The following is a 23,627-nucleotide window of genomic DNA, read 5'->3' on the forward strand; positions in this document are numbered from 1 at the left end:
GTCTCAGACGCCCACGAAGATGTGGCTCGCGACCTCGTTCGGCAGCTCCAGGCCCTGCTCGAACCCGTCCACCTCGACCAGGACGTACGAGCCGGCGGACGAGAACGCGGCCGTGTTGCCCGGCACCACTCCCGACTGCTTGAGCTGCAGGAGCAGCTCGGGGTCGGTCTGCGCGGGCTCGCCCAGTCGGCGGATCGTCTTCCGCTGCGGACCCACGGCGCCGTGGACCAGCGTGACGATGTTGACGACGCCCTTGGTGAAGGGGGCGGTCGCCTCCTCGCCGAAGGCGTCGAGGCCCGGGATCGGGTTGCCGTAGGGCGACTCCCGCGGGTGGTCGAGCATGTCGAGGATGCGCAGCTCTACCTGCTCGCTCATCACATGCTCCCAGCGGCATGCCTCCTCGTGCACCAGCTCCCAGTCGAGGCCGATGACATCGCTGAGCAGCCGCTCGGCCAGCCGGTGCTTGCGCATCACGGACACGGCCTTGCGGCGGCCCGGCTCCGTGAGCTCGAGGTGGCGGTCGCCGGACACGACGACGAGGCCGTCGCGCTCCATGCGCCCCACGGTCTGCGACACCGTCGGGCCCGAGTGCCCCAGCCGCTCGGAGATGCGCGCGCGCAGCGGCACGATGTTCTCCTCCTCGAGCTCGAGGATCGTGCGGAGATACATCTCGGTGGTGTCGATGAGGTCTGTCAAGAAAAGCTCCTCGCCGTCAGACGCGTATCGCTGACAGCCTAGTGTTTCCGGCGCACAGGAAGCGGAAGCGCCGTCGATACTATTAACCGCATGGCGACCATCGAGATTCCGCGCGACCTCCTGCCCATCGACGGCCGATTCGGCTGCGGGCCCTCCAAGGTCCGGGGTGAGCAGCTCGAGGCTCTCGTCACGCGTGGCGCCTCCCTCCTCGGCACGAGCCACCGCCAGGCCCCCGTGAAGGATCTCGTCGGCTCGGTGCGCTCCGGGCTCGCCGACCTCTTCGCCCTGCCCGACGGCTACGAGGTCCTCCTCGCCAACGGCGGCTCGACCGCGTTCTGGGACTCGGCCGCCTTCGGACTGATCGAGAAGCGTGCCGAGAACCTGTCGTTCGGCGAGTTCGGGTCGAAGTTCGCCAAGGCCGCCGGCGCCCCCTGGCTCGAGAAGCCGCACGTGATCACCGCCGAGGGCGGGTCGCGCGCCGAGGTCGAGGTGGTGGACGGCGTCGACGTCTACGCCTGGCCGCACAACGAGACCTCCACCGGCGTGATGGCGCCCGTCCGCCGCGTGAACGGCGACGAGGGCGCCCTCACCGTCATCGACGCCACGAGCGCTGCGGGCGGCGCGTTCGTCGACCCCGCCGAGGCCGACGTCTACTACTTCGCCCCGCAGAAGAACTTCGCCAGCGACGGCGGACTCTGGCTCGCCTTCTTCTCCCCCGCGGCGATCGAGCGTGTCGAGCGGATCGCCGCGTCCGACCGCTACATCCCCGAGTTCCTCAGCCTGAAGAACGCGGTCGACAATTCCAGGCTCAACCAGACCCTCAACACCCCCGCGGTCTCGACCCTGGTGCTGCTCGACGAGCAGATCTCCTGGATCAACGCGAACGGCGGACTCAGCTGGGCCGCGGCCCGCACGAAGGAGTCGTCCGACGCGCTCTACGCCTGGGCGGAGGGCGTCGACTACGCTCGCCCGTTCGTCTCGGAGCCCGACCACCGCTCGCAGGTCGTCGTGACCATCGACTTCGACGACGCGATCGACGCTGCGGCCGTGGCGAAGACCCTGCGCGCCAACGGCATCGTCGACACGGAGCCCTACCGGAAGCTCGGCCGCAACCAGCTGCGGATCGCGACCTTCGTCGCCATCGAGCCGGCGGATGTGCGCAAGCTGATCTCCTGCATCGAGTACGTGGTGTCGCATCTCGGCTGAGGCGTCAGCGCCGTCGCTTCGTCACGGAATACAGGAAAGCCCCGCGATATCTGCGGGGCTTTCCTGTATTCCATGATGAAGAGCGGCCTACGGGCGGTCGTCGGCCTCGTCAGAGCTCGAGGCAGCGTCCTCCGGCGAGGACGCGGCGTCCGGGTCGAGGGCCTCGTCGTCGAGGTCGTCCAGGTCGTCGAGGACGTCGTCGACGAGGTCGTCCTCGTCCAGGTCATCGAGCGCGTCGTCGTCGAGAGAGTCCTCGTCGTCGTCCGAGTCGTCGGAGTCGTCATCGTCCGTCGAGTCGTCATCGTCGTCGTCGGAGTCGTCATCGTCGAGCGAATCCTCGTCGAGGGCGTCGTCGGACTCCTCCGACTCGTCGTCGGACTCCTCGGGCTCCTCCTCCGCCGCAGCCTCTGCCGCTGCGGCCTGGGCCGCTCGCCACTCGGCGAGCCGCTCCGACCACGGGACCCAGTCGGGCGCCAGCAGCGCGTCCTCGCCGGGGAGGAGCTCGGTCTCGAGCACGGTGGGCTCAGAGCCGTCGTCGACGCGGGCCAGGGTCGCGGTCCAGTGCCACCCTGGGTATCCCCGGAGCGTGGTCGCGAAGTGGATGCTCAGCACGTGCTCGCCCTGGGCCTGGAAGCCCACCACGTCGCCGATGGTGGAGTCGTCGGTGATCTCCCGCAGGCCCGCCCGGGCCAGCTCCACCGACTCGAGCAGCACCGGGTCGGGCTCGTACACGACGACCTCGACCTCGGTCTCCTCGACCTGCTCGTCGGAGTCGTCCTGGTCGGACTCCTGTGCGTCGGAATCGCCCTCGACGACCTCCGCCTCAGCGGGCTCGGCGGACTCGTCGGGGGCCTCGCCCTCCGGGGCGTCGGTCTTCGAGGACCCGGTCGGCTCCGACTCGGCGGGCTCATCACCCGAGGTCGGGGCCTCAGCCTCCGCCGCGTCGCCGAGCTCGGCGGCATCCGCCGTGTCAGCGGCCGCAGTCACCTCAGTACCCTCGGTCGTCAGAGGCGCATCCCCATCCGAAGGTGCAGCGGCGTTGGAAGGCGCATCCGCGCTCACAGGCGCATCCGCATCAGCACCCACAAGCGCATCCACACCCGCATCCGAAGGTGCATCCGGGCTCACGAGAGCATCCGCATCCGGACCGGAGGGCGCGTCCGCGCGCTCAGCGTCCGAGCCCAGGGCGTCCCCGGCGTCGGTCCCGCTCACGCGTCGAGCTCGTCGGCCACCCGGCGCAGCAGCGTCGCGACCTTGCGGCTGTGGGCGTTGTCGGGGTAGCGCCCGCGCTTGAGGTTCCCGCCCACCGCGTCGAGCACCTTCACGAGGTCCTCCACGATGACCGCCATGTCGTCGGCGGGCTTGCGCGACATCTTCACCATGCTGACGGGGGCCTCGAGCAGCCGCGCCGAGAGCGCCTGCGCACCGCGCTTGCCGTCGGCGATGCCGAACTCGAGCCGCGTGCCCGCCTTCACCTTCGCGCCGGCGGGCAGGGCCGACGCGTGCAGGAAGACCTCCTGGCCGTCGTCGGTGCTGACGAACCCGAAGCCCTTCTCCTCGTCGTAGAACTTCACCTTGCCGGTCGGCATCTGTCGAACTCCTCGTCGCTGTCGCCGCGGTTCTCGCGGCTCAGATGAGTTTACCGTTGCCCGTATCCTTGGAAGCGTGAGCGACGACCAACGGCAGCCTGCGAGCCGCCTTCAGCGCACCCTCGGGTTCATGATCATCTCGGTGATCGGCCTGTCGGTGCTGTGCTTCTTCGCGATCATCATCGCGACGGCCGTCGGAGTCCACGACTTCACCCCGGCCCCCTGGCCCGTGATCGGGCTGCTCCCGGTGATCGGTCTGCCGATCGGCTTCGTGCTGATCTTCGTGCTCCTCATCATCAGCATCCGCGCCCGCGGCCGCGAGAACCGCAACGGGGGTCGGTGAGCGCACCGCTCGACCTCGCGCGTGAGCTGTCGGCTCGCGACGCCGACGACCTGGCGACTCTCCTGACCGCCAGGGAGATCGGCGGACGATCCCTGCGCGATCTCTTCGATCTCGCCGACGCCCTGCTCGACGACGCCTCGATCCTCGCCGCGCTCGCCCCGCTGCCGCGAGGAGCGCTCGAGCGACTCGCCGCGGGTGAGCCGCTCGACGCGAGCGAGGCGAGCAGCGCGAGCGACGTGAGCAGCGCGAGCGACGTGAGCAGCGCGAGCGACACAGACGAGGCGGACGACGCCGATCCCAGCGAGAGCGCCCGCACGGCGCGGCGGCTCGCCCTCATCGACCAGCACGGCCGCCCGTTCGCTCCCGTCGTGGCGGTGGCGGCCCGCGTCCTCGCGGACGCACCGCGCGCCGAGCACCCCTCCGACGACGCGCTCCCCGCTCCGACCGACCCCGCCGTCGGCACCGACCCCTCCATCGGCACCACCCCCTCCGTCGAGGCGGACGCCGCGGAGCGCGCCACCGCCGCGGTGCTCGGCGTGCACGAGCTCCTCGACGTCCTCCGCGGCTCGCGGGTGCGCTGGCGCGCCCGCGGCGGCATCGCGGTGGCCGACGAGCGCCGCCTGAGCACGGACCTCGACCCGCAGCACGCCGACGTGTCGCAGCTCGCCCAGCTCGCGCTCGACGCGGGCCTCGCCGCCGTCGAGTCCGATCTCCTCCTGCCGACGGACGAGGCGGCCTCCTGGTCGACCCTTCCCGCGCCCGAGCGCTGGCATCGCCTCCTCGTGGGGTGGTTCAGGGCGCTGCCGCGTCCGCTCGCGTCGGTCGTGATCGACCGCCCGTCCCTGCTGGCGGACCCGTCCGCCCTCCTGACGGCGCTCAGAGCGGCCTTCCCCGCCGTCTCCGCGGAGGTCGTCGAGGCCGTGCCGACCGCGACGGCGATGGCGGATGCGCTCGGGCTGGTGGCCTCCGGCCACCCGTCCTCGCTCGGGAACGCGCTCTCGGGCTCCGCGGGTCCGGAGGCGTTCGCCGGGTCCTTCCCCACCCCGGTCGACCGGGTCTATCTGCTCGACGATCTGTCGATCGTGTCGCCCGGCCCGCTCGCTCCCGACCTCGACGCCCGCCTTCGCGAGCTCGCGACCGTCGAGTCGCGCGGACTCGCGACCACGTACCGGATCTCTCGCGGAAGCCTCGATCGCGCTCTCTCCGCCGGGGTGACGGAGGAGCGGATGCGCGACCTGCTCGTGCGCCTCTCTCTCACCGGCATCCCCCAGGCGCTCGACTACCTCCTCCGCGAGGCTGCGGCCGCCCATGGGCGACTGCGTGTCGAATCGGTCGACGGCGACACGCTGATCAAGGCGGACGAGGCGCGGCTCACCGAGGAGATCTCCGTCCACCAGTCGCTGTCCGCCCTCCGGCTCGAGCGGATCGACGCGGCGACCCTCCGCACGTCGCGAGCGCGCGACGCGGTCTACTGGATGCTCGTCGACGCCGGCTACGCCCCCAGCGCGTGGCAGGACGGACGGGAGGTCCCCCTGTCGAGGGCGAGGATCGCACACCCGCCCCAGACCGAGGGGACGCTCGACGGATCGCCGAGGACCGAGGCCCTGCAGGTGGCCACGCGCCTGCTCGCCGCCACGCCGCCGATGGTCGACGACACCTCCGCCTGGAACACCCGCGAGCTCGAGAGAGCCCTCCGCGCCCGCGAGAGGGTGCGTCTCGGCGTCCGGATGCCCGACGGCACCCTGCGCGTGATCGTCGCGCTGCCGCTCGGACTCTCCGGCGGGAGGTTGCGGTTCTCCGACACGGGGGCCGGCGTGGAGCGCACGGTCCCCCTCCGGAGCATCGACGACGTCGCGCCCGAGACCGACGCCGCGGGTGCATCCACGTAGAACCGCCCACCGCATCCGCGTAGAACCGCCGCGGGCGCATCCGGGTAGAACCGCCCACCGCATCCGTCGAGACCGCCGACGCGGCCCCGCGGGCCGCCACCCCCACCATCGCGGGTAGGATGGACGGTCATGCCCAACGGACCTCTCATCGTCCAGAGCGACCGCACCGTGCTCCTCGAGGTCGCCCATCCCGACGCCGAAGCCGCGCGCCACGAGCTCGCGGCCTTCGCCGAGCTGGAGCGCGCTCCCGAGCACGTGCACACCTACCGGGTGACGCGGCTCGGCCTGTGGAACGCGCGCGCCGCGGGCCACACCTCCGACGAGATCCTGGGCGTGCTCGAGCGCTGGTCGAAGTTCCCGGTGCCGCAGGCGGTGAGCGTCGACGTCGCCGAGACCGTCGCCCGCTACGGCAGGCTCGTGATCGACCGCCGCGACGACGGCGAGCTCGTCCTGCGCTCCACCGAGCCCGCGATCCTGTCGGAGATCGCCCGCGGCAAGCGCGTCGCACCCCTCCTCACCGGGCGGGTCGACGACACCTCGTACACGGTGCAGGCGTGGGCACGCGGGCAGCTCAAGCAGGAGCTCATCAAGCTCGGCTGGCCCGCCGACGACCTCGCCGGCTTCACGCCGGGCACGCCCCACGACATCGACCTCGACGAGACCGCGTGGCACCTGCGCGACTACCAGCAGCAGGCCGTCACGAGCTTCGTCGACCATGGCTCGGGAGTCGTCGTGCTCCCCTGCGGCGCGGGCAAGACGCTGGTGGGCGCGGGCGCGATGGCCGAGATCAAGGCGAACACGCTCATCCTCGTCACCAACACCGTCTCGGCGAGGCAGTGGCGCAGCGAGCTGCTCCGTCGCACGAGCCTCACCGAGGACGAGATCGGCGAGTACTCGGGCGCGGTGAAGGACGTCAAGCCGGTCACGATTGCGACCTACCAGATCCTCACCTCCAAGCGCGGCGGGGCGTACCGCCACCTCGAGCTGCTCGACGCGCTCGACTGGGGCCTCATCGTCTACGACGAGGTGCACCTCCTCCCCGCCCCCGTGTTCAAGCTCACCGCCGACCTCCAGGCTCGCCGTCGGCTCGGCCTCACGGCGACGCTCGTGCGGGAGGACGGTCGCGAGTCCGACGTCTTCAGCCTGATCGGGCCCAAGCGCTACGACGCGCCCTGGAAGGAGATCGAGGCGCAGGGCTACATCTCCCCCGCGGAGTGCTTCGAGGTGCGGGTCGACCTGTCGCACTCGGAGCGGCTCGAGTACGCCGCGGCGGCCGACGACGAGCGCTACCGCCTCGCGGCGAGCGCCCCCGAGAAGCTCGCCGCCACGCGCGAGCTGATCGACCGTCACCCGGGCGAGCAGGTGCTCGTCATCGGGCAGTACCTCGACCAGCTCGAGGCGCTGTCGGAGGCCCTCGACGTCCCGCAGATCACCGGCGCCACCCCGGTCGACGAGCGCGAGCGGCTGTTCCAGGCGTTCCGCGACGGGGAGGAGCGGATCCTCGTGGTCAGCAAGGTCGCCAACTTCTCGGTCGACCTCCCGGAGGCGTCGGTGGCCATCCAGGTGTCGGGCTCCTTCGGATCGCGGCAGGAGGAGGCGCAGCGGCTCGGCCGGCTGCTCCGACCCAAGGAGTCCGGCCACACCGCCTCGTTCTACACGCTCGTCACGCGCGACACGGTGGACGCCGAGTTCGCTCAGAACCGCCAGCGGTTCCTCGCCGAGCAGGGCTACTCGTACCGGATCCTCGACGCCGACACGATCGCAGCGTAGACCCACGCGGCACCCCGGCCGCGCACCGACCGCGCCCGACTGACGTTCAGGTTCGACACAGCTGACGCGCAGAGAATGGTGCCATGACCGGCCCCCGCATCCTCATCGTCGACGACGAACCCAACATCCGCGATCTGCTCACCACGAGCCTGCGCTTCGCAGGGTTCGCCGTGCGCGCCGTGAACAACGGTGCGCAGACGATCTCCGCGGTGCTGGAGGAGGAGCCCGATCTCATCATCCTCGACGTGATGCTCCCCGACATGAACGGCTTCGGCGTCACCAAGCGGCTCCGCGCGGCCGGGTACACCGCCCCCATCCTCTTCCTCACCGCGAAGGACGACACAGAGGACAAGATCACCGGCCTGACGGTCGGCGGCGACGACTACGTCACCAAGCCGTTCAGCCTCGACGAGATCGTCGCGCGCATCAAGGCCATCCTCCGCCGCACCATGCAGGCCGATGAGGACGCCATCATCCGCGCCGGCGACCTGACCATGGACCAGGACACGCACGAGGTGTTCGTCGGCGACGTCGCGATCGAGCTCTCCCCCACCGAGTTCAAGCTGCTGCGGTACCTCATGCTGAACCCCAACCGGGTGCTGTCGAAGGCGCAGATCCTCGACCACGTGTGGGAGTACGACTTCAACGGCGACGCCGGCATCGTCGAGTCCTACATCTCCTACCTCCGCCGCAAGCTGGATGCGCACACCGACGAGTCGCTCATCCAGACCAAGCGCGGGTTCGGCTACATGCTGAAGGTCAGCAAGGCCTCGTAGTCTTTCCGGGATGCACAACGCGCTCCTGAAGCAGTGGAACTCGATCTCACTGCGCACCAAGATCACCGGCGTCACGGTGCTGATGCTGACCTTCGGGCTGGTGGTCTCGGGCATCGGGACGATGCTGGTGCTGCGCTCCTACCTGCTCACGCAGGTCGACTCCCAGCTCGACAGCGCCGCGAAGGACCCCTCCCCCTTCCTCGGTCCGGGAGCCGAACCGGGTGAGTTCAAGCTGCAGGACATCCAGTCGGCCCCCGACGACTACTTCGTCGGGCTGTACGACGCGTCCGGCAACCTGCTGATCAGCAACTGGGGCGCGAACGACACCAACGCCATGCCATCCGCGGCCGTGTCGCTCGACTCGACGAACCTGCTCGAGGGCAAGGTGTTCACCACCGAGTCCCTCGACCAGCGCACCGAGTGGCACGCCGTCTCCACGATCGTGTACATCGGCACCGACGGGTCGCAGGGAAGCATCGTCATCGCGCAGGCGCTCACCGCGACGGAACGCACCACCGCCACCTACCTCTCGATCTTCCTGGCGTTCGGCATCGGTGTGGTCATCCTGGGCGCCATGCTGACGCGACTCCTCGTCACGTCCACGTTCGGGCCGCTCCGCGCGGTGGAGCGCACGGCGGCAGCGATCGCCGACGGCGACTTCAGCCAGCGGCTCTCCGACGACATCCCCAACACCGAGGTCGGACGACTCAACCGCTCCCTCAACACCATGCTCTCGCGCATCGACCGCGCGTTCGCCGATAGAGCCCGCACCATCGACCAGATGCGGCGCTTCGTGGGCGATGCGTCGCACGAGCTGCGCACCCCCCTCGTCTCGGTGCGCGGCTACGCCGAGCTGTACCGGATGGGGGCACTGCAGACCCCCGAGGACGTCGCGTCGGCCATGGAGCGCATCGAGAAGGAGGCGATCCGCATGTCGACGCTCGTGGAGGACCTCCTCGAGCTCGCTCGCCTCGACGAGACCCGTCCGCTCCAGCTCTCCCGCGTCGACCTGGTCCCGCTCGCGATGGATGCGGCGATGGATGCACGCGCATCCAGCCCCCAGCGGGTGATCTCGGTCATCACGCCGCTGGGGCCGTCGGAGGTGGCGATCACCCCCGTGCTGCCGGCGCTCGACGCCGCACCCGCACCCGCGCCGGCACCCGCCTCCTCGTCCGAGTCGTCGGCCGTCGCCCCGGAGTCCGCGCCCGCCCCCACCGGGGTCGCGCCGGCCAAGCCGCCGCGTGGGGTGTCGACGGCCACGCGCCCGATCGCCGCGCTCGGAGCCCGCCTGCGTCGCCGCGGTCGGACCGCGCCGGTGCCGATCCCCGGCATCGCGCAGTCGGCCGACGAGACCGCCCCCATCCCCACCGCCTCGCTGACCAGGCCGATCGTGCTGGCGGAGGAGAACAAGATCCGCCAGGTGATCGCGAACCTCGTGGGGAACGCGCTCCGCTACACCCCCGACGACAGTCCGATCGACATCGCGGTGAGCGCCGACGACACCCGCCGGGTGGCCGTGCTCGACGTCATCGACCACGGTGAGGGCATCCCCCCGCAGATCCGCGAGAAGATCTTCCAGCGGTTCTGGCGCGCCGACACCTCCCGTGCCCGCGAGACCGGCGGCAGCGGACTCGGGCTCGCGATCGTCGCGTCGATCGTCGCCACGCACCAGGGCACCGTCGAGGCTCTCGAGACCCCGGGCGGCGGCGCCACCTTCCGCGTCACCCTCCCCCTCGTGCCCGTCCCCGGATCCCCCGCCCCCACTCCCCGCGACGCCCGCGCCGCCGCGGCCGCGTCCGCCGCGACCCCGCCCGCATCCGCATCCGCATCCGCATCCGCTACGCCGACGGATGCGGACGGCGACGAGGGCGAGGGCCCCTCGTCCACGACCACCGCGTACCTCTCGTAGCCACGGGCGCCACCTCCCTGAACGGCGAGGTCCGAGCCGTCCGTTCTCAGGACGGAGCGCCGAGATCGTCCGTTCTCAGGACGAACCGTCCTGAGAACGCACGTAGTTCCTGAAAAGGGCCTGCCCTGCCTGTCCGCACGAGTGCGGCACCGCGGAAGGCAACTCCGGAGATTCGGCGCGCCACGCCGGCAGAAGTCCGGAGTTGGCCCGCACGGACTCGGATCTCCGGAGTTGGCCCCGCGGACGGCCGGCCGGACCGGCGCGGGACAGGAGCCTCCGCCGCTCGCGGCCAGGCTTCCACACACCCAGAAAGTGCGGGATGCACAGCTCCCCGGCCGCGCCTTCTGGGTGCACTCACGAGGCACGGCCCACACACCCAGAAGGCGCGGGACGCACCGCTCCCCAGCCGCGCCTGCTGGGTGCACTCGCGACACACGGCGCACACACCCAGAAGGCGCGGGACGCACCGCTGCCCAGCCGCGCCTCCTGGATGCACTCGCGACGCACGGCCCCAGACACGCAGAAGAGGGCGGCCCCGGTGGGGACCGCCCTCTTCTGTGGTGCGTGGTGGACTAGAAGTCCATGCCACCGGTCGGGTCGGCGGGAGCGGCCGCGGCCTTCTCCGGCTTGTCGGCGACGACGGCCTCCGTGGTGAGGAACAGGCCGGCGATCGACGCAGCGTTCTGCAGCGCCGAGCGGGTGACCTTGGCCGGGTCGATGATGCCCGCAGCGAGCAGGTCGACGTACTCGCCGGTCGCGGCGTTGAGGCCATGACCCGCGGGCAGCTCGCGCACCTTGGCAGCGACGACGCCGGGCTCGAGGCCGGCGTTGAACGCGATCTGCTTCAGCGGAGCCTCGATGGCGACCTTGACGATGTTCGCACCGGTCGCCTCGTCGCCCGAGAGCTCGAGCGTGTCGAACGCGGCGGTACCGGCCTGGATGAGGGCCACGCCACCACCGGCGACGATGCCCTCCTCGACGGCGGCCTTCGCGTTGCGGACGGCGTCCTCGATGCGGTGCTTGCGCTCCTTGAGCTCGACCTCGGTCGCGGCACCGGCCTTGATGACCGCCACACCGCCGGCGAGCTTCGCGAGGCGCTCCTGGAGCTTCTCGCGGTCGTAGTCGCTGTCGGTGTTCTCGATCTCGGCGCGGATCTGCGCGACGCGACCGGCGATGGCCTCGGGGTCGCCCGCGCCCTCGACGATGGTGGTCTCGTCCTTGGTGATGACGACCTTGCGAGCCTGGCCGAGCAGGTCGAGGGTGACGTTCTCGAGCTTGAGACCGACCTCCTCGGAGATGACCTGGCCGCCGGTGAGGATCGCGATGTCCTGCAGCTGAGCCTTGCGGCGGTCGCCGAAGCCGGGGGCCTTGACGGCGACCGACTTGAAGATGCCGCGGATCTTGTTCACGACGAGCGTGGCCAGAGCCTCGCCGTCGACGTCCTCAGCGATGATGAGCAGCTGCTTGCCCGCCTGGATCACCTTGTCGACGATCGGCAGGAGGTCCTTGATGTTCGAGACCTTGGAGTTGACGATCAGGATGTAGGGGTCCTCGAAGACCGCCTCCTGGCGCTCCGGGTCGGTGACGAAGTACTGCGACAGGTAGCCCTTGTCGAAGCGCATGCCCTCGGTCAGCTCGAGCTCGGTGCCGAAGGTGTTCGACTCCTCGACGGTGACGACACCCTCCTTGCCGACCTTGTCGATGGCCTCGGCGATGATCGCGCCGATCTCCGGGTCGGCGGCCGAGATGGATGCGGTGGCCGCGATCTCGTCCTTGGTCTCGATCTCCTTGGCGTTCGCCGCGAGCTGAGCGGAGACGGCCGCGACGGCCTTCTCGATGCCCTTCTTCAGGCTGATCGGGTCGGCGCCGGCGGCCACGTTGCGGAGGCCCTCCTTGACGAGCGCCTGCGCGAGCACGGTCGCGGTGGTGGTGCCGTCGCCCGCGACGTCGTCGGTCTTCTTGGCGACCTCCTTGACGAGCTCGGCGCCGATCTTCTCGTACGGGTCGTCGAGCTCGATCTCCTTGGCGATGGAGACGCCGTCGTTGGTGATCGTGGGGGCGCCCCACTTCTTCTCGAGGACGACGTTGCGACCGCGAGGCCCGAGGGTCACCTTCACCGCGTCGGCCAGCGTGTTCAGGCCACGCTCGAGGCCGCGGCGGGCCTCCTCATCGAAAGCAATGATCTTTGCCATGTGTGTTTCTCGTCCTCCCTGGACGTCAAAGATTCAGGGTTTAGCACTCGCTGAACGAGAGTGCCAGATCAATCTTGGCACTCGGCAGCATCGAGTGCAAGTGAAGGACGACTGTGAGACGTTAAACGCATCGACCCGGCCGAAGCCGGGTCGATGAGACGGTCCGCGCGACGCGGATCGGATGAGGGTTCAGGCGAGACGGACCGACTCCGCCTGCGGCCCCTTGGAGCCGGAGCCCACGTCGAAGACGACCTGCTGCCCCTCCTCGAGGACCTTGTACCCTGACATGTCGATCGCCGAGTAGTGGACGAACACGTCCTGCCCGCCGCCATCGACGGTGATGAAGCCGTAGCCCTTCTCAGCGTTGAACCACTTGACGGTCCCGTTCGCCATTCCTGCTCCCAAGTGCTGTGAATCCAAGACGAGGCGAGTTCGCCACGACTTGCCCAGATACTAACCAGCAGGTCAGGGGGCAGATGAGGCCGAACCGTCCGATTCAGCACATCGTTTCAGCGATTCAATCAGAATTAAACACAGGCGAAACAAAGCGCCCTCTGGGGCCCTTCGGACGGCGTCATCCGACGGTGTCGGACTCGCCCTCTCCCGAGGGGACGAGGCCCTCGGATCCGGGTCCGGCGTAGTCGGCGCCGATCACGACCGTGAGGGTGGCGCCGGGGAAGGCCGAGGAGAGCGAGACGGGGATCCCGAGCTGCTGCGACATCGCCAGAGCGGCCGCCTCGGCGGCAGGATCGGCGTAGTAGACGGTCGACGTGGCCACGTCGGTCTCGCTCGCGTTCGCCACGGTCGGCTCCGCCCAGCCGTTGGCCACCACGGCCTGCCCCACGGCGCCGGCCAGCCCGGCGACGTCGGTCCCGTTGAGCACGGTGACCGTCGCCTGCGGATCGACGGCGGGCGTCACGGTCGGGGTCGGGGTCGGGGTCTCGACAGGAGCGGCCGAGCTCGTCGAGTCGGCGCCGAGGATCCCGTCGAACTGGATGCTGTTGTTGACCACCGCGAGGTAGGTCACGCCGGCGCCGACGAGCAGAGCCGTCGCGAGCGCCGCCCAGGCGAACACGATCCATCCTCTCCCCCGAGGCTTCGGACCGCGATGCGCCCCCACCCGAGAGGTGGAGGCGGGGAGGTGGTCGAAGCTGTCGAGGGTGTGCTGGGCCATCCGGGTCCTAGTCGTCGTGCGGAAGCAGTCGCGCGCTCCGGGCAGCGAGGCGTTCGTCGCGCATCCGCTGCAGTCGCTTGATCAGCATCGGGTCGTGCGCGAGCGCCGCCGGCGAGTCGATCAACGCGCTGAGCACCTGATAGTAGCGCGCAGACGACAGGCCGAACTCCTTGCGGATGGCCGACTCCTTCTGTCCGGCGTGCCTCCACCAGCTGCGCTCGAACTTGAGGATGCGGACGTCTCGGCCGGAGAGCGAGCGTTCGTCCGCTCGGGCGGCGTGGTCTGCGGGCATGACCATCTCACCTCTGCTTCCTTGATCTGGCGCGGCTCCGGGTCAGCGCGCTGACGTCATAATAGGGGCGCGGGCGCGCCCGAGAGGGGAAGACGCACAGGAGCGAGGCCAGAGGACGCTATGCAGTCGCTGGGAAAAGCCCGAGTGCGTCCGGCCGGAGGGATCCGCGACTCAGGCCGACGGCGGTCGCAGCATCGAGATGTGGGGGATGCCCGCCTCGACGTACTCCTCGCCGAACGCCTCGAAGCCCGCGCGCACATAGAGGGGTGCGATGTAGCTCTGGGCGTGGAGGAGCATCGGCTCGTCGCCGAAGAGGTCCGTCGCCCTGCCGAGGAGGATCCTGGCCAGCCCCTCGCCGCGATGCGCCCGATCGACCACCACCCGGCCGATCACCCGATGGGCGCCGCCGTGCTCGGCGACCTCGTCGTGGAGGACCCGGAGGTAGGCGAGCACGTTCCGGCCGTCCTTGATGAACAGATGGACGGTGGTGGGCTCGACGTCGCGCCAGTCGAGCTCCTCCTCGTCGACCTTCTGCTCGACGAAGAAGACGTCGGTCCGCAGCTTCGCGATGCCGTAGACCTCGATCGGCTCCAGCTCGCTCCACGTCTTCTGGGTCAGGGAACGTTCGGTCACCGTCCGAAGTTTACTGAGATGATCGGACGAATCCGTGCCGGTCTCAGCCCCGTGCGGAGAACAAGGAGAACCCACCATGACGTATGAGGTGTCCAAGACCGACGCCGAGTGGCGCGACGAGCTCGACCGCGACGAGTACGCGGTGCTCCGCCAGGCGGCCACCGAGCGCCCGTGGACCGGCAAGCTGCTCGACGAGCACCGCGAGGGCGTCTACCGCTGTCGCGCCTGCGGCGCCGAGCTGTTCCGCAGCGAGACGAAGTTCGACTCCCACTGCGGATGGCCCAGCTTCTACGACCCGTCGGAGTCCGACGCGGTCGAGCTCATCCAGGACCGCTCGCTGGGCATGGTCCGCACCGAGGTGCGCTGCGCCTCCTGCGGCTCCCACCTGGGGCACGTCTTCGACGACGCGCCGCAGACCCCGACCGGCGACCGGTACTGCATGAACTCCATCTCCCTCACCTTCGAGCCGGCGGCCTGAGTGGGGGCGGTCAAGGAGGCGATGCTCGCCCGCCGCTCGATGTCGCGCGTCACCGACGCGGCACCGACTCGGGCGCAGCTGCGCGAGCTCGTGGAGGCCGCGGGCCAGGTCGCCGATCACAGCGGCCTGCGCCCCTGGCGCATCATCGAGCTGCGCGGAGACGACCGCGACGTCCTCGGCAGAGCGCTGGCGAAGGCCGACGGCAGGTCGAAGAAGGATGCGGTCAAGCACGTCGCCAAGGCCCGTCGAGCGCCGCTCGTGCTCGCGATCGTCGCCTCCTACCGCAGGAGCAAGGTGGCCCGGTGGGAGCAGGAGGCCGTGGCCTCCGGGGTCGCCCACGCCCTCAGCCTCGTGCTGCACGACGAGGGCTGGGGCGTGTTCTGGCGCACCGGATCGACCACGCGTCACAAGGCCGTGCGCAAGGCCCACCGCCTCGACAAGGACGAGGAGCTCCTCGGCTGGCTCTACGTGGGCGGGATCCCCGAGACAGGACGTCGCCCGCGACCGCGGAACCGCATCCGCGTGGAGCGGCATCTGTCAACCCTCTGACCCCGCGGGCCGGGGGCGGGAGAGCGCCGGAGTAGACTCGAGGCACTGTGACTGAACTGGACTCCAAGACTCCAGTCGACGAAGACTCCCCCTCCCAGGACACCCCTCGCGGGCCGGCCGCCGTCTCCCGCGTGTCGACGGCTCGGCGCTGGGCGGCTCTCCTCGCGCTCGCGCTCGGCGGCTTCGGCATCGGCGTGACCGAGTTCGCGACCCTGGGCCTCATCCCGGACCTCGCCTCCGACCTCCTGCCCGACGCGTATTCGGCGGATCCGGCCTCGGCCAACGCGACGGCGGGCATCCTGGTGTCGGTCTACGCCCTGGGGGTCGTCGTCGGCGCACCGACGATCACCGCCCTCGCGGCCCGCGTGTCGCGCAAGCGCCTGCTTCTGGTGCTCCTCGGCGTCTTCGTGGTCGGCAACCTGCTGAGCGCCGTCCTGCCCTCGTTCGGGCTCGTGATGGCGGCACGCTTCGTGAGCGGCATCCCGCACGGCGCCTACTTCGGTGTCGCGTCGCTGGTCGCCGCGTCCCTCATGGGGCCGGGCAAGCGCGCGATGGGCGTCTCGCTCGTGCTCTCGGGTCTCACCGTGGCGAACATCGTCGGCGTCCCGCTCGGCACGTTCGTCGGGCAGACGTTCGGATGGCGCACGACGTACCTGATGGTGACGCTGATCTTCGCGGTCACGCTGGTCTTCGTCCTGATCGCGGTGCCCTTCCGCAGGGGCGACCCGACGGCGACGGTGAAGAACGAGCTCTCGGCCTTCCGGCGCCCGCTGGTGTGGCTCACCCTCCTCATGGGATCCGTCGGGTTCGGCGGCATGTTCGCGGTCTACACCTACGTGACGCCGCTGACGACCGACGTGACAGGTCTCGACGCCTCCTTCGTCCCGATCGTCCTGGTGGTGTTCGGTGTCGGCATGACGGTGGGCAACCTGCTCGGCGGATGGTTCACCGACCACGGGGTCAAGCGGTCCCTCATCGTCGCGATGGGCGGCCTCGGACTCTCGGTCCTCGCCCTCGGTCTCACGTCCGCCTCCCCGGTGGGGCTGATCGCCTCGATCCTGTTCGTGGGCTTCTTCGTCGGCGGGGCCGGACCGGCCGTGCAGACCAGGCTGATGGACGTGTCGCGCGACGCGCAGTCCGTCGCCGCCGCGCTCAACCACTCGGCGCTCAACATCGGCAACTCTCTCGGCGCCTACCTGGGCGGACTCGTCATCGCCGCCGGTCTCGGCTACACGTCGCCGGCCTTCGTCGGCGTCGCACTGGCCACGGCCGGCATCCTGGTCGCCCTGATCTCGTTCGCCGTGGAGAGGCGCCGCGGACGCTGAGAGCGCCCCGAGAGGCCCGGAACTTTCCGGCTCGCTCCTGTGTTGTATCCAGTGACACAAGGAGGAACCATGACCGAGAAGGCCGTACTCGCCGGTGGCTGTTTCTGGGGTATGCAGGATCTCATCCGCAAGCGCCCCGGAGTCGTCTCCACCCGCGTGGGCTACACCGGCGGAGACGTCGAGAACGCCACCTACCGCAACCACGGCACGCACGCCGAGGCGATCGAGATCGAGTTCGATCCCACCGCGACGAGCTACCGGGAGCTGCTGGAGTTCTTCTTCCAGATCCACGACCCGTCGACGAAGAACCGTCAGGGCAACGACGTCGGGACGAGCTACCGCTCGGCGATCTACTACACCGACGACGAGCAGCGCAGCGTGGCGGAGGACACCATCGCCGACGTCGACGCCTCCGGCCTCTGGCCGGGCAAGGTCGTGACCGAGGTCGAGCCCGCCGGCGCGTTCTGGGAGGCCGAGCCGGAGCACCAGGACTACCTGGAGCGCATCCCGTGGGGTTACACCTGCCACTTCGCGCGTCCGGGCTGGGTGCTCCCCCGTCGCAGCGAGTCCGTCGCGTCGTAGCCCGAACCGCAGCGGGGCCGACCGGATCACGTCGACTAGACTGACGCGAGCCGGCCGGCTTGGCGCAATCGGTAGCGCAACGCTCTTGTAAAGCGTAGGTTGCGGGTTCGAGTCCCGCAGCCGGCTCCACCGGCGCATCGCCGAGAACGCAGAAGGCGCCCTTCCCCGGGAACGGGGAGGGCGCCTTCTCGCGTGTCGGGGCTCTGCCCGCGACGACCGGAGGATCAGCCGGCGGGGACCGGGGTGGGGGTCGGGGTCGACTCCGCCGAGCCGACGACCTGGACCACGAAGGCCGAGAACGCGTTGGCGTCGGTGAGCGAGCCGCTGTACTTCTGGCCGTTCACGAGCACGGTCGGGGTTCCCGTCACCTTCTCCTCGGACGTGCCGGGGAGCGGGCCCTGGAGGGCGCGGGACGTCGAATCCGCCACCCAGCTCTTGAACTCGCCGTCGTCGATGCAGCTGTCGATCTGGTCGAGGTTCTGCGCACCCGCCTGGGAGACGAGCCCCTTGATCGTGTCGTCGTCGAGCCCGGAGGTGTTCTCCTCCGGCTGGTTCTGGAACATCAGCGTGTTGAAGGCCCAGAACTGGTCGGGCGAGTAGTTGGCCACGCAGGCCGCGGCGTTCGCCGACCGCGTCGAGTACTTCGTGCCCTGACTGCCGCGGTCGAGGATCGAGATCGGGTGGATCTCGACCGTCGCGGCGCCCGAAGAGACCCACTGGCCGATCTGCTCGTTGTTGGTCGCCTCGAACTGACCGCAGTAGGGGCACATGTAGTCGAGGTAGACCCGGATGTCGGCGACGTTCGGGTCGCTCGTCGCGGCGGCGACCGGGGACTCGCCGGGCTGGAGACCCGGAGTGGTCTGCGCCACGAAGTTCTCACCGATCACGATGCCGTCGCTGGCCATGTTGGCCGGGCCGGGGCCGGCGGGCTTGAGCGTGGAGACGATCACCAGCGTGACGCCCACGATGATGGCGACCACGACGACGCTGAGCGAGCCGATCAGGATGGCGCGGTTGCGGATGTCCTTCTTCCGCTGCTGCTCACGGAGCTGCTTCGCCTTCTCGCGCGCCGCCTCCCGTCGTTCGTTCTTGCTCATGCGGGCGTCTTGAGGTCGACCGGAAGTCATACGTGATTGCTCCGTGGGGGATGGCGTGCGGGTGTCGGCGGCGCGTCGGGACGGGCTCGTGACTCGGGTCTGCACCGTGCTCGTGGGACGCCGACTTCACCCACCATAGTAAAGACCGGAGCCTGGGAGTTGCCCTGCGCATGCCATAATGTCCCTCAGGCTCGCCGACGACGTCGGGCCTGATCATCCATTCACTACGGATCGTCCGGCACGTACCTGCCGGTGAAGGAGAAATCGAACCATGGCATCCGTCACGTATGACAAGGCCTCCCGGATCTACCCGGGATCGACTCGCGCCTCCGTCGACAAGCTCGACCTGGAGATCGCCGACGGCGAGTTCCTCGTGCTCGTCGGCCCCTCGGGCTGCGGGAAGTCGACCTCGCTGCGCATGCTCGCCGGCCTCGAGGAGGTCAACGAGGGCCGCATCCTGATCGGCGACCGCGACGTCACCGACATCCCGCCGAAGGATCGCGACATCGCGATGGTCTTCCAGAACTACGCCCTGTACCCCCACATGACCGTGGCCGAGAACATGGGCTTCGCACTCAAGATCGCCGGCGTCGGCAAGGACGAGCGCGCCTCCCGCGTCCTCGAGGCGGCCAAGCTGCTCGACCTCGAGCCCTACCTGAGCCGCAAGCCGAAGGCGCTCTCCGGTGGTCAGCGTCAGCGCGTGGCGATGGGTCGCGCGATCGTGCGTCAGCCGCAGGTGTTCCTCATGGACGAGCCGCTGTCGAACCTCGACGCCAAGCTCCGTGTGCAGACCCGCACCCAGATCGCGTCGCTCCAGCGCCGCCTGGGCGTCACCACGGTCTACGTCACCCACGACCAGACCGAGGCGCTCACCATGGGCGACCGTATCGCCGTGCTGAAGGACGGCCTGCTGCAGCAGGTCGGCACCCCGCGCGACCTGTACGAGAAGCCGAACAACGTGTTCGTCGCCGGCTTCATCGGCAGCCCCGCGATGAACCTGTTCCAGGCCGACCTCGCCGACACCGGCGTCCACTTCGGCTCGGCCATCGTCCCCGTCGACAGGGACGTGCTCGCCGCGACGCCGTCGAAGGTCGCCACGATCGGCGTCCGTCCCGAGGACATCGTGGTCTCCACGACCGCGGGCGAGGGCCTCGAGGTCGTCGTCGACCTGATCGAGGAGCTCGGAGCCGACGGCTACCTCTACGGCCACAGCGACATCGAGGGCAAGCGCACCGACATCGTCGCCCGCGTCGACGGCCGCTCGCACCCGTTCGTCGGCGACAAGGTGTACCTCACCGCCGCGCCGAACCACGTGCACCTGTTCGACGTGGAGTCGGGCGAGCGCCTGGGCAACAAGGCAGTCGTCAGCTGACCTCCTCGTTCTCCATCACGTCGGCCATCGCCGATCCGGGACTCCTCGACCTTCCGTGGGACCTCCCGCTCGACGCCTGGCCCGACGAGTTCATCGCCGCGCTCCCCAAGGGCATCTCCCGCCACCTCGTGCGCTTCGCGCACCTGAGCGGACACGTCGTCGCCGCCAAGGAGACGACCTCGGAGATGGCCCACGGTGAGTACGAGATGCTGAAGACGCTCCAGAGGCTCGACGTCCCGTGCGTCGAGCCTCTGGCCGTCATCAGCAACCGGGTCGACGCCGAGGGCGACCCGCTGCCGGATGTGCTGGTCACCCGCCATCTGAAGTTCTCACTTCCCTACCGGGCCCTGTTCTCGCAGACCCTGCGACCCGACACCGCCACGCGGCTCGTCGACGCCCTCGCCGCCCTCCTCGTGCGCCTGCACATGATCGGGTTCTTCTGGGGCGACGTGTCGCTGTCGAACACGCTGTTCCGCCGCGACGCGGGCGCCTTCGCGGCGTACCTCGTCGACGCGGAGACCGGGAAGTACTACGACGGCGGCCTCTCGACCGGGCAGCGCGAGAACGATCTCGAGATCGCCCGCGTCAACATCGCCGGCGAGCTGATGGACCTCGAGGCCGGCGGCCGCGTCGACGAGGAGCTCGATCCGATCACCGTCTCGAACGGCATCGTGAAGGCCTACCGCTCGCTCTGGACCGAGCTCACCGGCCCCGAGTCGTTCAGCTCCTCCGAGCGCTGGCGCATCAACGAGCGGGTCAACCGCCTCAACGAGCTCGGCTTCGACATCGAGGAGCTCGCCATCCGCACCACCGAGGGCGGCACCACGGTGCGCATCCAGCCCAAGGTCGTGGATGCCGGCCACCACCAGCGTCGGCTGCTCCGCCTCACCGGGCTCGACGCCCAGGAGAATCAGGCCCGCCGCCTCCTCAACGATCTCGATGCGTACGCGGCGCGGTACGGCAAGAAGGACGCCGACGAGGAGATGATCGCCCACGAGTGGCTGGCGAAGGTGTTCGAGCCGGTGATCCGCGCCATCCCCCGCGACCTCCGCGGCAAGCTGGAACCCGCCGAGGTCTTCCACCAGCTGCTCGAGCACCGGTGGTTCATCAGCCAGAACGAGTCGCGCGACATCCCACTGGCCGAGGCGGTCTCGAGCTACGTCAACGAGGTCCTCCGCCACCGGCGCGACGAGGCGACGATGATCGAGCCCTCGACGGGCATGCTCACGCTCCCGCTGTCGATCGTCGACGACGCCGACGAGGACGACTGGCGCTCGAAGGTCTGACGCCGGCTCGCGCGAGCCCCTGCGTCAGCCCTCGGCGCGACGGCGGGCGATCTCGTAGAGGGTGACGCTCGCGGCGATGCCCGCGTTGAGCGACTCCGTGGCCGACGAGATCGGGATCGACACCACCGCGTCGCAGGTGTCGGTCACCAGGCGCGAGAGGCCCTTGCCCTCGCTGCCGACGACGATCACGATCGGCTGGTCGATGAGCTGCAGGTCGGGCAGCGACACCTCGCCGTCGCCCGCGAGCCCGATCACGAAGACGCCGCGCTGCTTGAGGGCGACGAGGGTCTGGGTGAGGTTCGACGCCATCGCGACGGGGATCCGCGCCGCCGCGCCCGCCGAGGTCTTCCACGCCGACGCGGTGACGCCCACGGAACGGCGCTGCGGCACGATCACGCCGTGACCGCCGAACGCGGCGGTGGAGCGGATGATGGCGCCCAGGTTGCGGGGATCGGTCACGCCGTCGAGCGCCACGAGGAGGGCGACCTCTCCGCGGTCCTCGATCTGGTCGAGCAGGGACTCGGGGTGCGCGTACTCGTAGGGCGGCACCTTGAGCGCGACGCCCTGGTGGACGGCGTCGGGTCCGGTGAGCCGGTCGAGCTCGGGTCGCATGACCTCCAGGACCGGGATCCCACGACGGGTGGCGATCGAGAGGGTCTCCTTGACCCTGTCGTCCATCTCGAGCCGCGCCGCGATGTAGAGCGTCGTGGCGGGGACCCGGGTGCGGAGGGCCTCGAGCACGGAGTTCCGGCCCGTCACCATCTCGCTGTCGTCGGTCTTCTTCACCCGTCGCGCGGGAGCCGCGGTGCCGCGCTGGGCGTCGCGCGCCTTCTCGGTGCTCGACCGGGCGCCGGGGCGCCCCTTGCCGCCCGCGGCGAGGTAGCGCTCGCGGGCCGCCTTCGCCTTGCCCGCGGGGTGGTACGGACGGTCCTCCGCCTTGGGGGTCGGCTTCTTGCCCTCGAGGGCCTGCCTCCCCTGACCGCCGGAGCCGACGGCGCGGCCCTTCGACGACTTGCGGACGGCTCCCGCGCGTCCGGGCTTCTGCGACTTAGCCATCGAGACTCCAATGCGACCCCGTGGGGGTGTCTTCGATCGTGATGCCCACCGCGGCGAGATCGTCGCGGATGCGGTCTGCCGCCGCCCAGTCGCGCGCGGCTCGCGCGGACTCGCGCTCGGCGACGAGACGCTGGACGAGGGCGTCGAGCGCCCGTGCCGTCGCGTCGTCTCCGTCGTCGCTCCACTCGGGAGCGAGGGGGTTGATGCCGAGGACGTCGGTCATCGCGATGACCTCGCCGGCGGCCCTGGCCACCTCGGCGAGGTCCTCGTCGTCGAGGGCTCCGTTGCCACGGCGCACGGTCTCGTGCACGACGGCGAGAGCCTGCGGCACCCCGAGGTCGTCGTCCATGGCCTCACGGAACTCCTCGGGGAGCACCGTCACCAGCGACTGCGCGAAGCGGGTGCCGGCCAGGCGGCGTTCGGCCCGCTCGAGGAAGCCCTCGATGCGCGAGACGGCGGCATCCGCCTCGGTGAGGGCGCCCTCGTAGTACTCGAGGGTCGACCGGTAGTGCGCCGATCCGAGGAAGTAGCGGAGCACGAGCGGCCGCGCGGACGCGATGAGCTCGGCGGCGAACACCGAGTTGCCGAGCGACTTCGACATCTTCTGGCCCGCGGTCGACACGAGCCCGTTGTGCATCCAGTACCGTGCGAAGCCGTCACCTGCCGCGTGCGACTGGGCGAGCTCGTTCTCGTGGTGCGGGAACCGCAGGTCGAGTCCTCCGCCGTGGATGTCGAACGTGGCGCCGAGGTACTTCGTCGACATCGCCGAGCACTCGATGTGCCAGCCCGGTCGCCCGCGTCCCCACGGGGAAGCCCAGGCCGCCGACTCGGGCTCGCCCTCCTTGTGCCCCTTCCACAGCGCGAAGTCGCGCACGTCCTTCTTGCCGCGCGACTCCGAGTCGGCGGCTGCGGACATGTCGTCGACGTTCTGGCGGGTGAGCTCGCCGTAGGACGGCCAGCTCGTCACGTCGAAGTAGACGTCGCCCGTCCCGTCGTCGGGCGCGTAGGCGTGGCCGCGCTCGATGAGCCGCTCGATGATCGCCTGCATCTCGGGGATGCTCGCGGTCGCGCGCGGCTCGTACGTGGGAGGCATGATGCCGAGCGCCGAGTACGCGGCCGTGAACTCGAGCTCGACCCGATAGGCCAGCGCCCACCACTGCTCGTCGGACTCCGCGGCGTTGACGAGGATCTTGTCGTCGATGTCGGTGACGTTGCGGACGAACGTCACCGTGTATCCGCTCGCCGAGAGCCAGCGCCGGAGCTGGTCGTAGACGAGGGCGGAACGGAGGTGCCCGATGTGGGGTGACGACTGCACCGTGGGCCCGCAGACGTAGATGCCCGCTTCACCGGGAACACGGGGCTCGAAGTCGCGCAGGGCGCGGTCCTTCGAGTCGTACAGTCGCAGTGTCACTC

23 protein-coding genes and 1 tRNA gene are annotated in these 23,627 nt (G+C 69.9%); 13 read left to right on the top strand and 11 right to left on the bottom strand.

What is annotated here, in order from left to right; translation table 11 throughout:
- Positions 1-3 precede the first annotated feature (3 nt).
- Positions 4-696: an iron-dependent transcriptional repressor DtxR gene (locus IEX69_RS18345; protein ID WP_085018871.1), complete on the bottom strand. Its 693-nt coding sequence runs from the start codon at positions 694-696 to the stop codon at positions 4-6.
- 90 nt (positions 697-786) lie between these two features.
- Between IEX69_RS18345 and serC the strand changes: the two genes are divergently transcribed.
- Entirely contained in the window at positions 787-1,902 is a 1,116-nt protein-coding gene (gene serC / locus IEX69_RS18350) for a phosphoserine transaminase (protein WP_085018870.1), read from the top strand.
- An 87-nt stretch (positions 1,903-1,989) separates the two neighbouring features.
- Here serC and IEX69_RS18355 read toward each other — a convergent pair whose 3' ends face one another.
- Positions 1,990-2,889, bottom strand: a complete 900-nt coding sequence (locus IEX69_RS18355) for a DUF3027 domain-containing protein (protein ID WP_085018869.1) — start codon at positions 2,887-2,889, stop codon at positions 1,990-1,992.
- Positions 2,890-3,110: 221 nt separating this feature from the next.
- Positions 3,111-3,491 carry a cold-shock protein gene (locus IEX69_RS18360; protein ID WP_085018868.1) on the bottom strand — a complete coding sequence of 127 codons (381 nt, stop codon included), beginning with the start codon at positions 3,489-3,491 and terminating at the stop codon, positions 3,111-3,113.
- 76 nt (positions 3,492-3,567) lie between these two features.
- Here IEX69_RS18360 and IEX69_RS18365 point away from each other — a divergent pair, with 76 nt between their 5' ends.
- The 5 genes from IEX69_RS18365 to IEX69_RS18385 all read left to right on the top strand — a co-directional run bounded on the left by IEX69_RS18365 (position 3,568) and on the right by IEX69_RS18385 (position 10,178).
- On the top strand, positions 3,568-3,834 hold the full coding sequence (locus tag IEX69_RS18365) for a hypothetical protein (RefSeq protein WP_085018867.1): 267 nt from the start codon (positions 3,568-3,570) through the stop codon (positions 3,832-3,834).
- Complete coding sequence (locus IEX69_RS18370) at positions 3,831-5,723, top strand: helicase-associated domain-containing protein (RefSeq protein WP_085018866.1); 1,893 nt, start codon at positions 3,831-3,833, stop codon at positions 5,721-5,723. Before IEX69_RS18365 ends, IEX69_RS18370 begins: the two co-directional genes overlap by 4 nt.
- Before the next feature lie 129 nt (positions 5,724-5,852).
- Positions 5,853-7,493: a DNA repair helicase XPB gene (locus tag IEX69_RS18375; RefSeq protein ID WP_085018865.1), complete on the top strand. Its 1,641-nt coding sequence runs from the start codon at positions 5,853-5,855 to the stop codon at positions 7,491-7,493.
- An 83-nt stretch (positions 7,494-7,576) separates the two neighbouring features.
- Positions 7,577-8,269: a response regulator transcription factor gene (locus IEX69_RS18380; RefSeq protein WP_085018864.1), complete on the top strand. Its 693-nt coding sequence runs from the start codon at positions 7,577-7,579 to the stop codon at positions 8,267-8,269.
- 10 nt (positions 8,270-8,279) lie between these two features.
- A complete protein-coding gene (locus tag IEX69_RS18385) occupies positions 8,280-10,178 on the top strand; it encodes a sensor histidine kinase (RefSeq protein WP_085018863.1) in 1,899 nt (632 codons plus the stop codon).
- 572 nt (positions 10,179-10,750) lie between these two features.
- Here the strand turns inward: IEX69_RS18385 and groL are convergent.
- The 5 genes from groL to IEX69_RS18410 form a co-directional block, all read right to left on the bottom strand.
- Positions 10,751-12,370 carry a chaperonin GroEL gene (gene groL / locus IEX69_RS18390; RefSeq protein WP_085018862.1) on the bottom strand — a complete coding sequence of 540 codons (1,620 nt, stop codon included), beginning with the start codon at positions 12,368-12,370 and terminating at the stop codon, positions 10,751-10,753.
- A gap of 189 nt (positions 12,371-12,559) precedes the next feature.
- Positions 12,560-12,763, bottom strand: a complete 204-nt coding sequence (locus tag IEX69_RS18395) for a cold-shock protein (RefSeq protein WP_085018861.1) — start codon at positions 12,761-12,763, stop codon at positions 12,560-12,562.
- A 181-nt stretch (positions 12,764-12,944) separates the two neighbouring features.
- On the bottom strand, positions 12,945-13,544 hold the full coding sequence (locus tag IEX69_RS18400; RefSeq protein ID WP_085018860.1) for a LytR C-terminal domain-containing protein: 600 nt from the start codon (positions 13,542-13,544) through the stop codon (positions 12,945-12,947).
- Positions 13,545-13,551: 7 nt separating this feature from the next.
- On the bottom strand, positions 13,552-13,836 hold the full coding sequence (locus IEX69_RS18405; RefSeq protein WP_085021359.1) for a DUF3263 domain-containing protein: 285 nt from the start codon (positions 13,834-13,836) through the stop codon (positions 13,552-13,554).
- Between the two features lie 171 nt (positions 13,837-14,007).
- Positions 14,008-14,469 carry a GNAT family N-acetyltransferase gene (locus IEX69_RS18410; RefSeq protein WP_229756455.1) on the bottom strand — a complete coding sequence of 154 codons (462 nt, stop codon included), beginning with the start codon at positions 14,467-14,469 and terminating at the stop codon, positions 14,008-14,010.
- 76 nt (positions 14,470-14,545) lie between these two features.
- On the opposite strand from IEX69_RS18410, the gene msrB reads away from it, so the two are divergent.
- The 5 genes from msrB to IEX69_RS18435 all read left to right on the top strand — a co-directional run bounded on the left by msrB (position 14,546) and on the right by IEX69_RS18435 (position 17,532).
- Complete coding sequence (msrB, locus tag IEX69_RS18415) at positions 14,546-14,947, top strand: peptide-methionine (R)-S-oxide reductase MsrB (protein WP_115364510.1); 402 nt, start codon at positions 14,546-14,548, stop codon at positions 14,945-14,947.
- A 21-nt stretch (positions 14,948-14,968) separates the two neighbouring features.
- Positions 14,969-15,496, top strand: a complete 528-nt coding sequence (locus IEX69_RS18420) for a nitroreductase family protein (RefSeq protein ID WP_174604406.1) — start codon at positions 14,969-14,971, stop codon at positions 15,494-15,496.
- A gap of 47 nt (positions 15,497-15,543) precedes the next feature.
- Positions 15,544-16,821 carry an MFS transporter gene (locus IEX69_RS18425; protein ID WP_308420516.1) on the top strand — a complete coding sequence of 426 codons (1,278 nt, stop codon included), beginning with the start codon at positions 15,544-15,546 and terminating at the stop codon, positions 16,819-16,821.
- Positions 16,822-16,890: 69 nt separating this feature from the next.
- Positions 16,891-17,403: a peptide-methionine (S)-S-oxide reductase MsrA gene (msrA, locus tag IEX69_RS18430; protein WP_085018858.1), complete on the top strand. Its 513-nt coding sequence runs from the start codon at positions 16,891-16,893 to the stop codon at positions 17,401-17,403.
- Between the two features lie 53 nt (positions 17,404-17,456).
- Positions 17,457-17,532: transfer RNA gene (locus tag IEX69_RS18435), tRNA-Thr, on the top strand.
- Positions 17,533-17,627: 95 nt separating this feature from the next.
- On the opposite strand, the gene IEX69_RS18440 is transcribed toward IEX69_RS18435, so the two are convergent.
- Complete coding sequence (locus IEX69_RS18440; protein WP_229756456.1) at positions 17,628-18,500, bottom strand: DsbA family protein; 873 nt, start codon at positions 18,498-18,500, stop codon at positions 17,628-17,630.
- A 271-nt stretch (positions 18,501-18,771) separates the two neighbouring features.
- Here IEX69_RS18440 and IEX69_RS18445 point away from each other — a divergent pair, with 271 nt between their 5' ends.
- A complete protein-coding gene (locus IEX69_RS18445) occupies positions 18,772-19,872 on the top strand; it encodes an ABC transporter ATP-binding protein (protein ID WP_085018856.1) in 1,101 nt (366 codons plus the stop codon).
- Entirely contained in the window at positions 19,869-21,158 is a 1,290-nt protein-coding gene (locus IEX69_RS18450) for a DUF4032 domain-containing protein (protein ID WP_085018855.1), read from the top strand. Before IEX69_RS18445 ends, IEX69_RS18450 begins: the two co-directional genes overlap by 4 nt.
- Before the next feature lie 24 nt (positions 21,159-21,182).
- On the opposite strand, the gene rlmB is transcribed toward IEX69_RS18450, so the two are convergent.
- Entirely contained in the window at positions 21,183-22,214 is a 1,032-nt protein-coding gene (rlmB, locus tag IEX69_RS18455) for a 23S rRNA (guanosine(2251)-2'-O)-methyltransferase RlmB (RefSeq protein WP_085018854.1), read from the bottom strand.
- Positions 22,207-23,625 carry a cysteine--tRNA ligase gene (cysS, locus tag IEX69_RS18460; protein WP_085018853.1) on the bottom strand — a complete coding sequence of 473 codons (1,419 nt, stop codon included), beginning with the start codon at positions 23,623-23,625 and terminating at the stop codon, positions 22,207-22,209. Before cysS ends, rlmB begins: the two co-directional genes overlap by 8 nt.
- Positions 23,626-23,627: the final 2 nt, after the last annotated feature.

The sequence above is a fragment of the Cnuibacter physcomitrellae genome (assembly GCF_014640535.1).
Taxonomy (GTDB): domain Bacteria; phylum Actinomycetota; class Actinomycetes; order Actinomycetales; family Microbacteriaceae; genus Cnuibacter; species Cnuibacter physcomitrellae.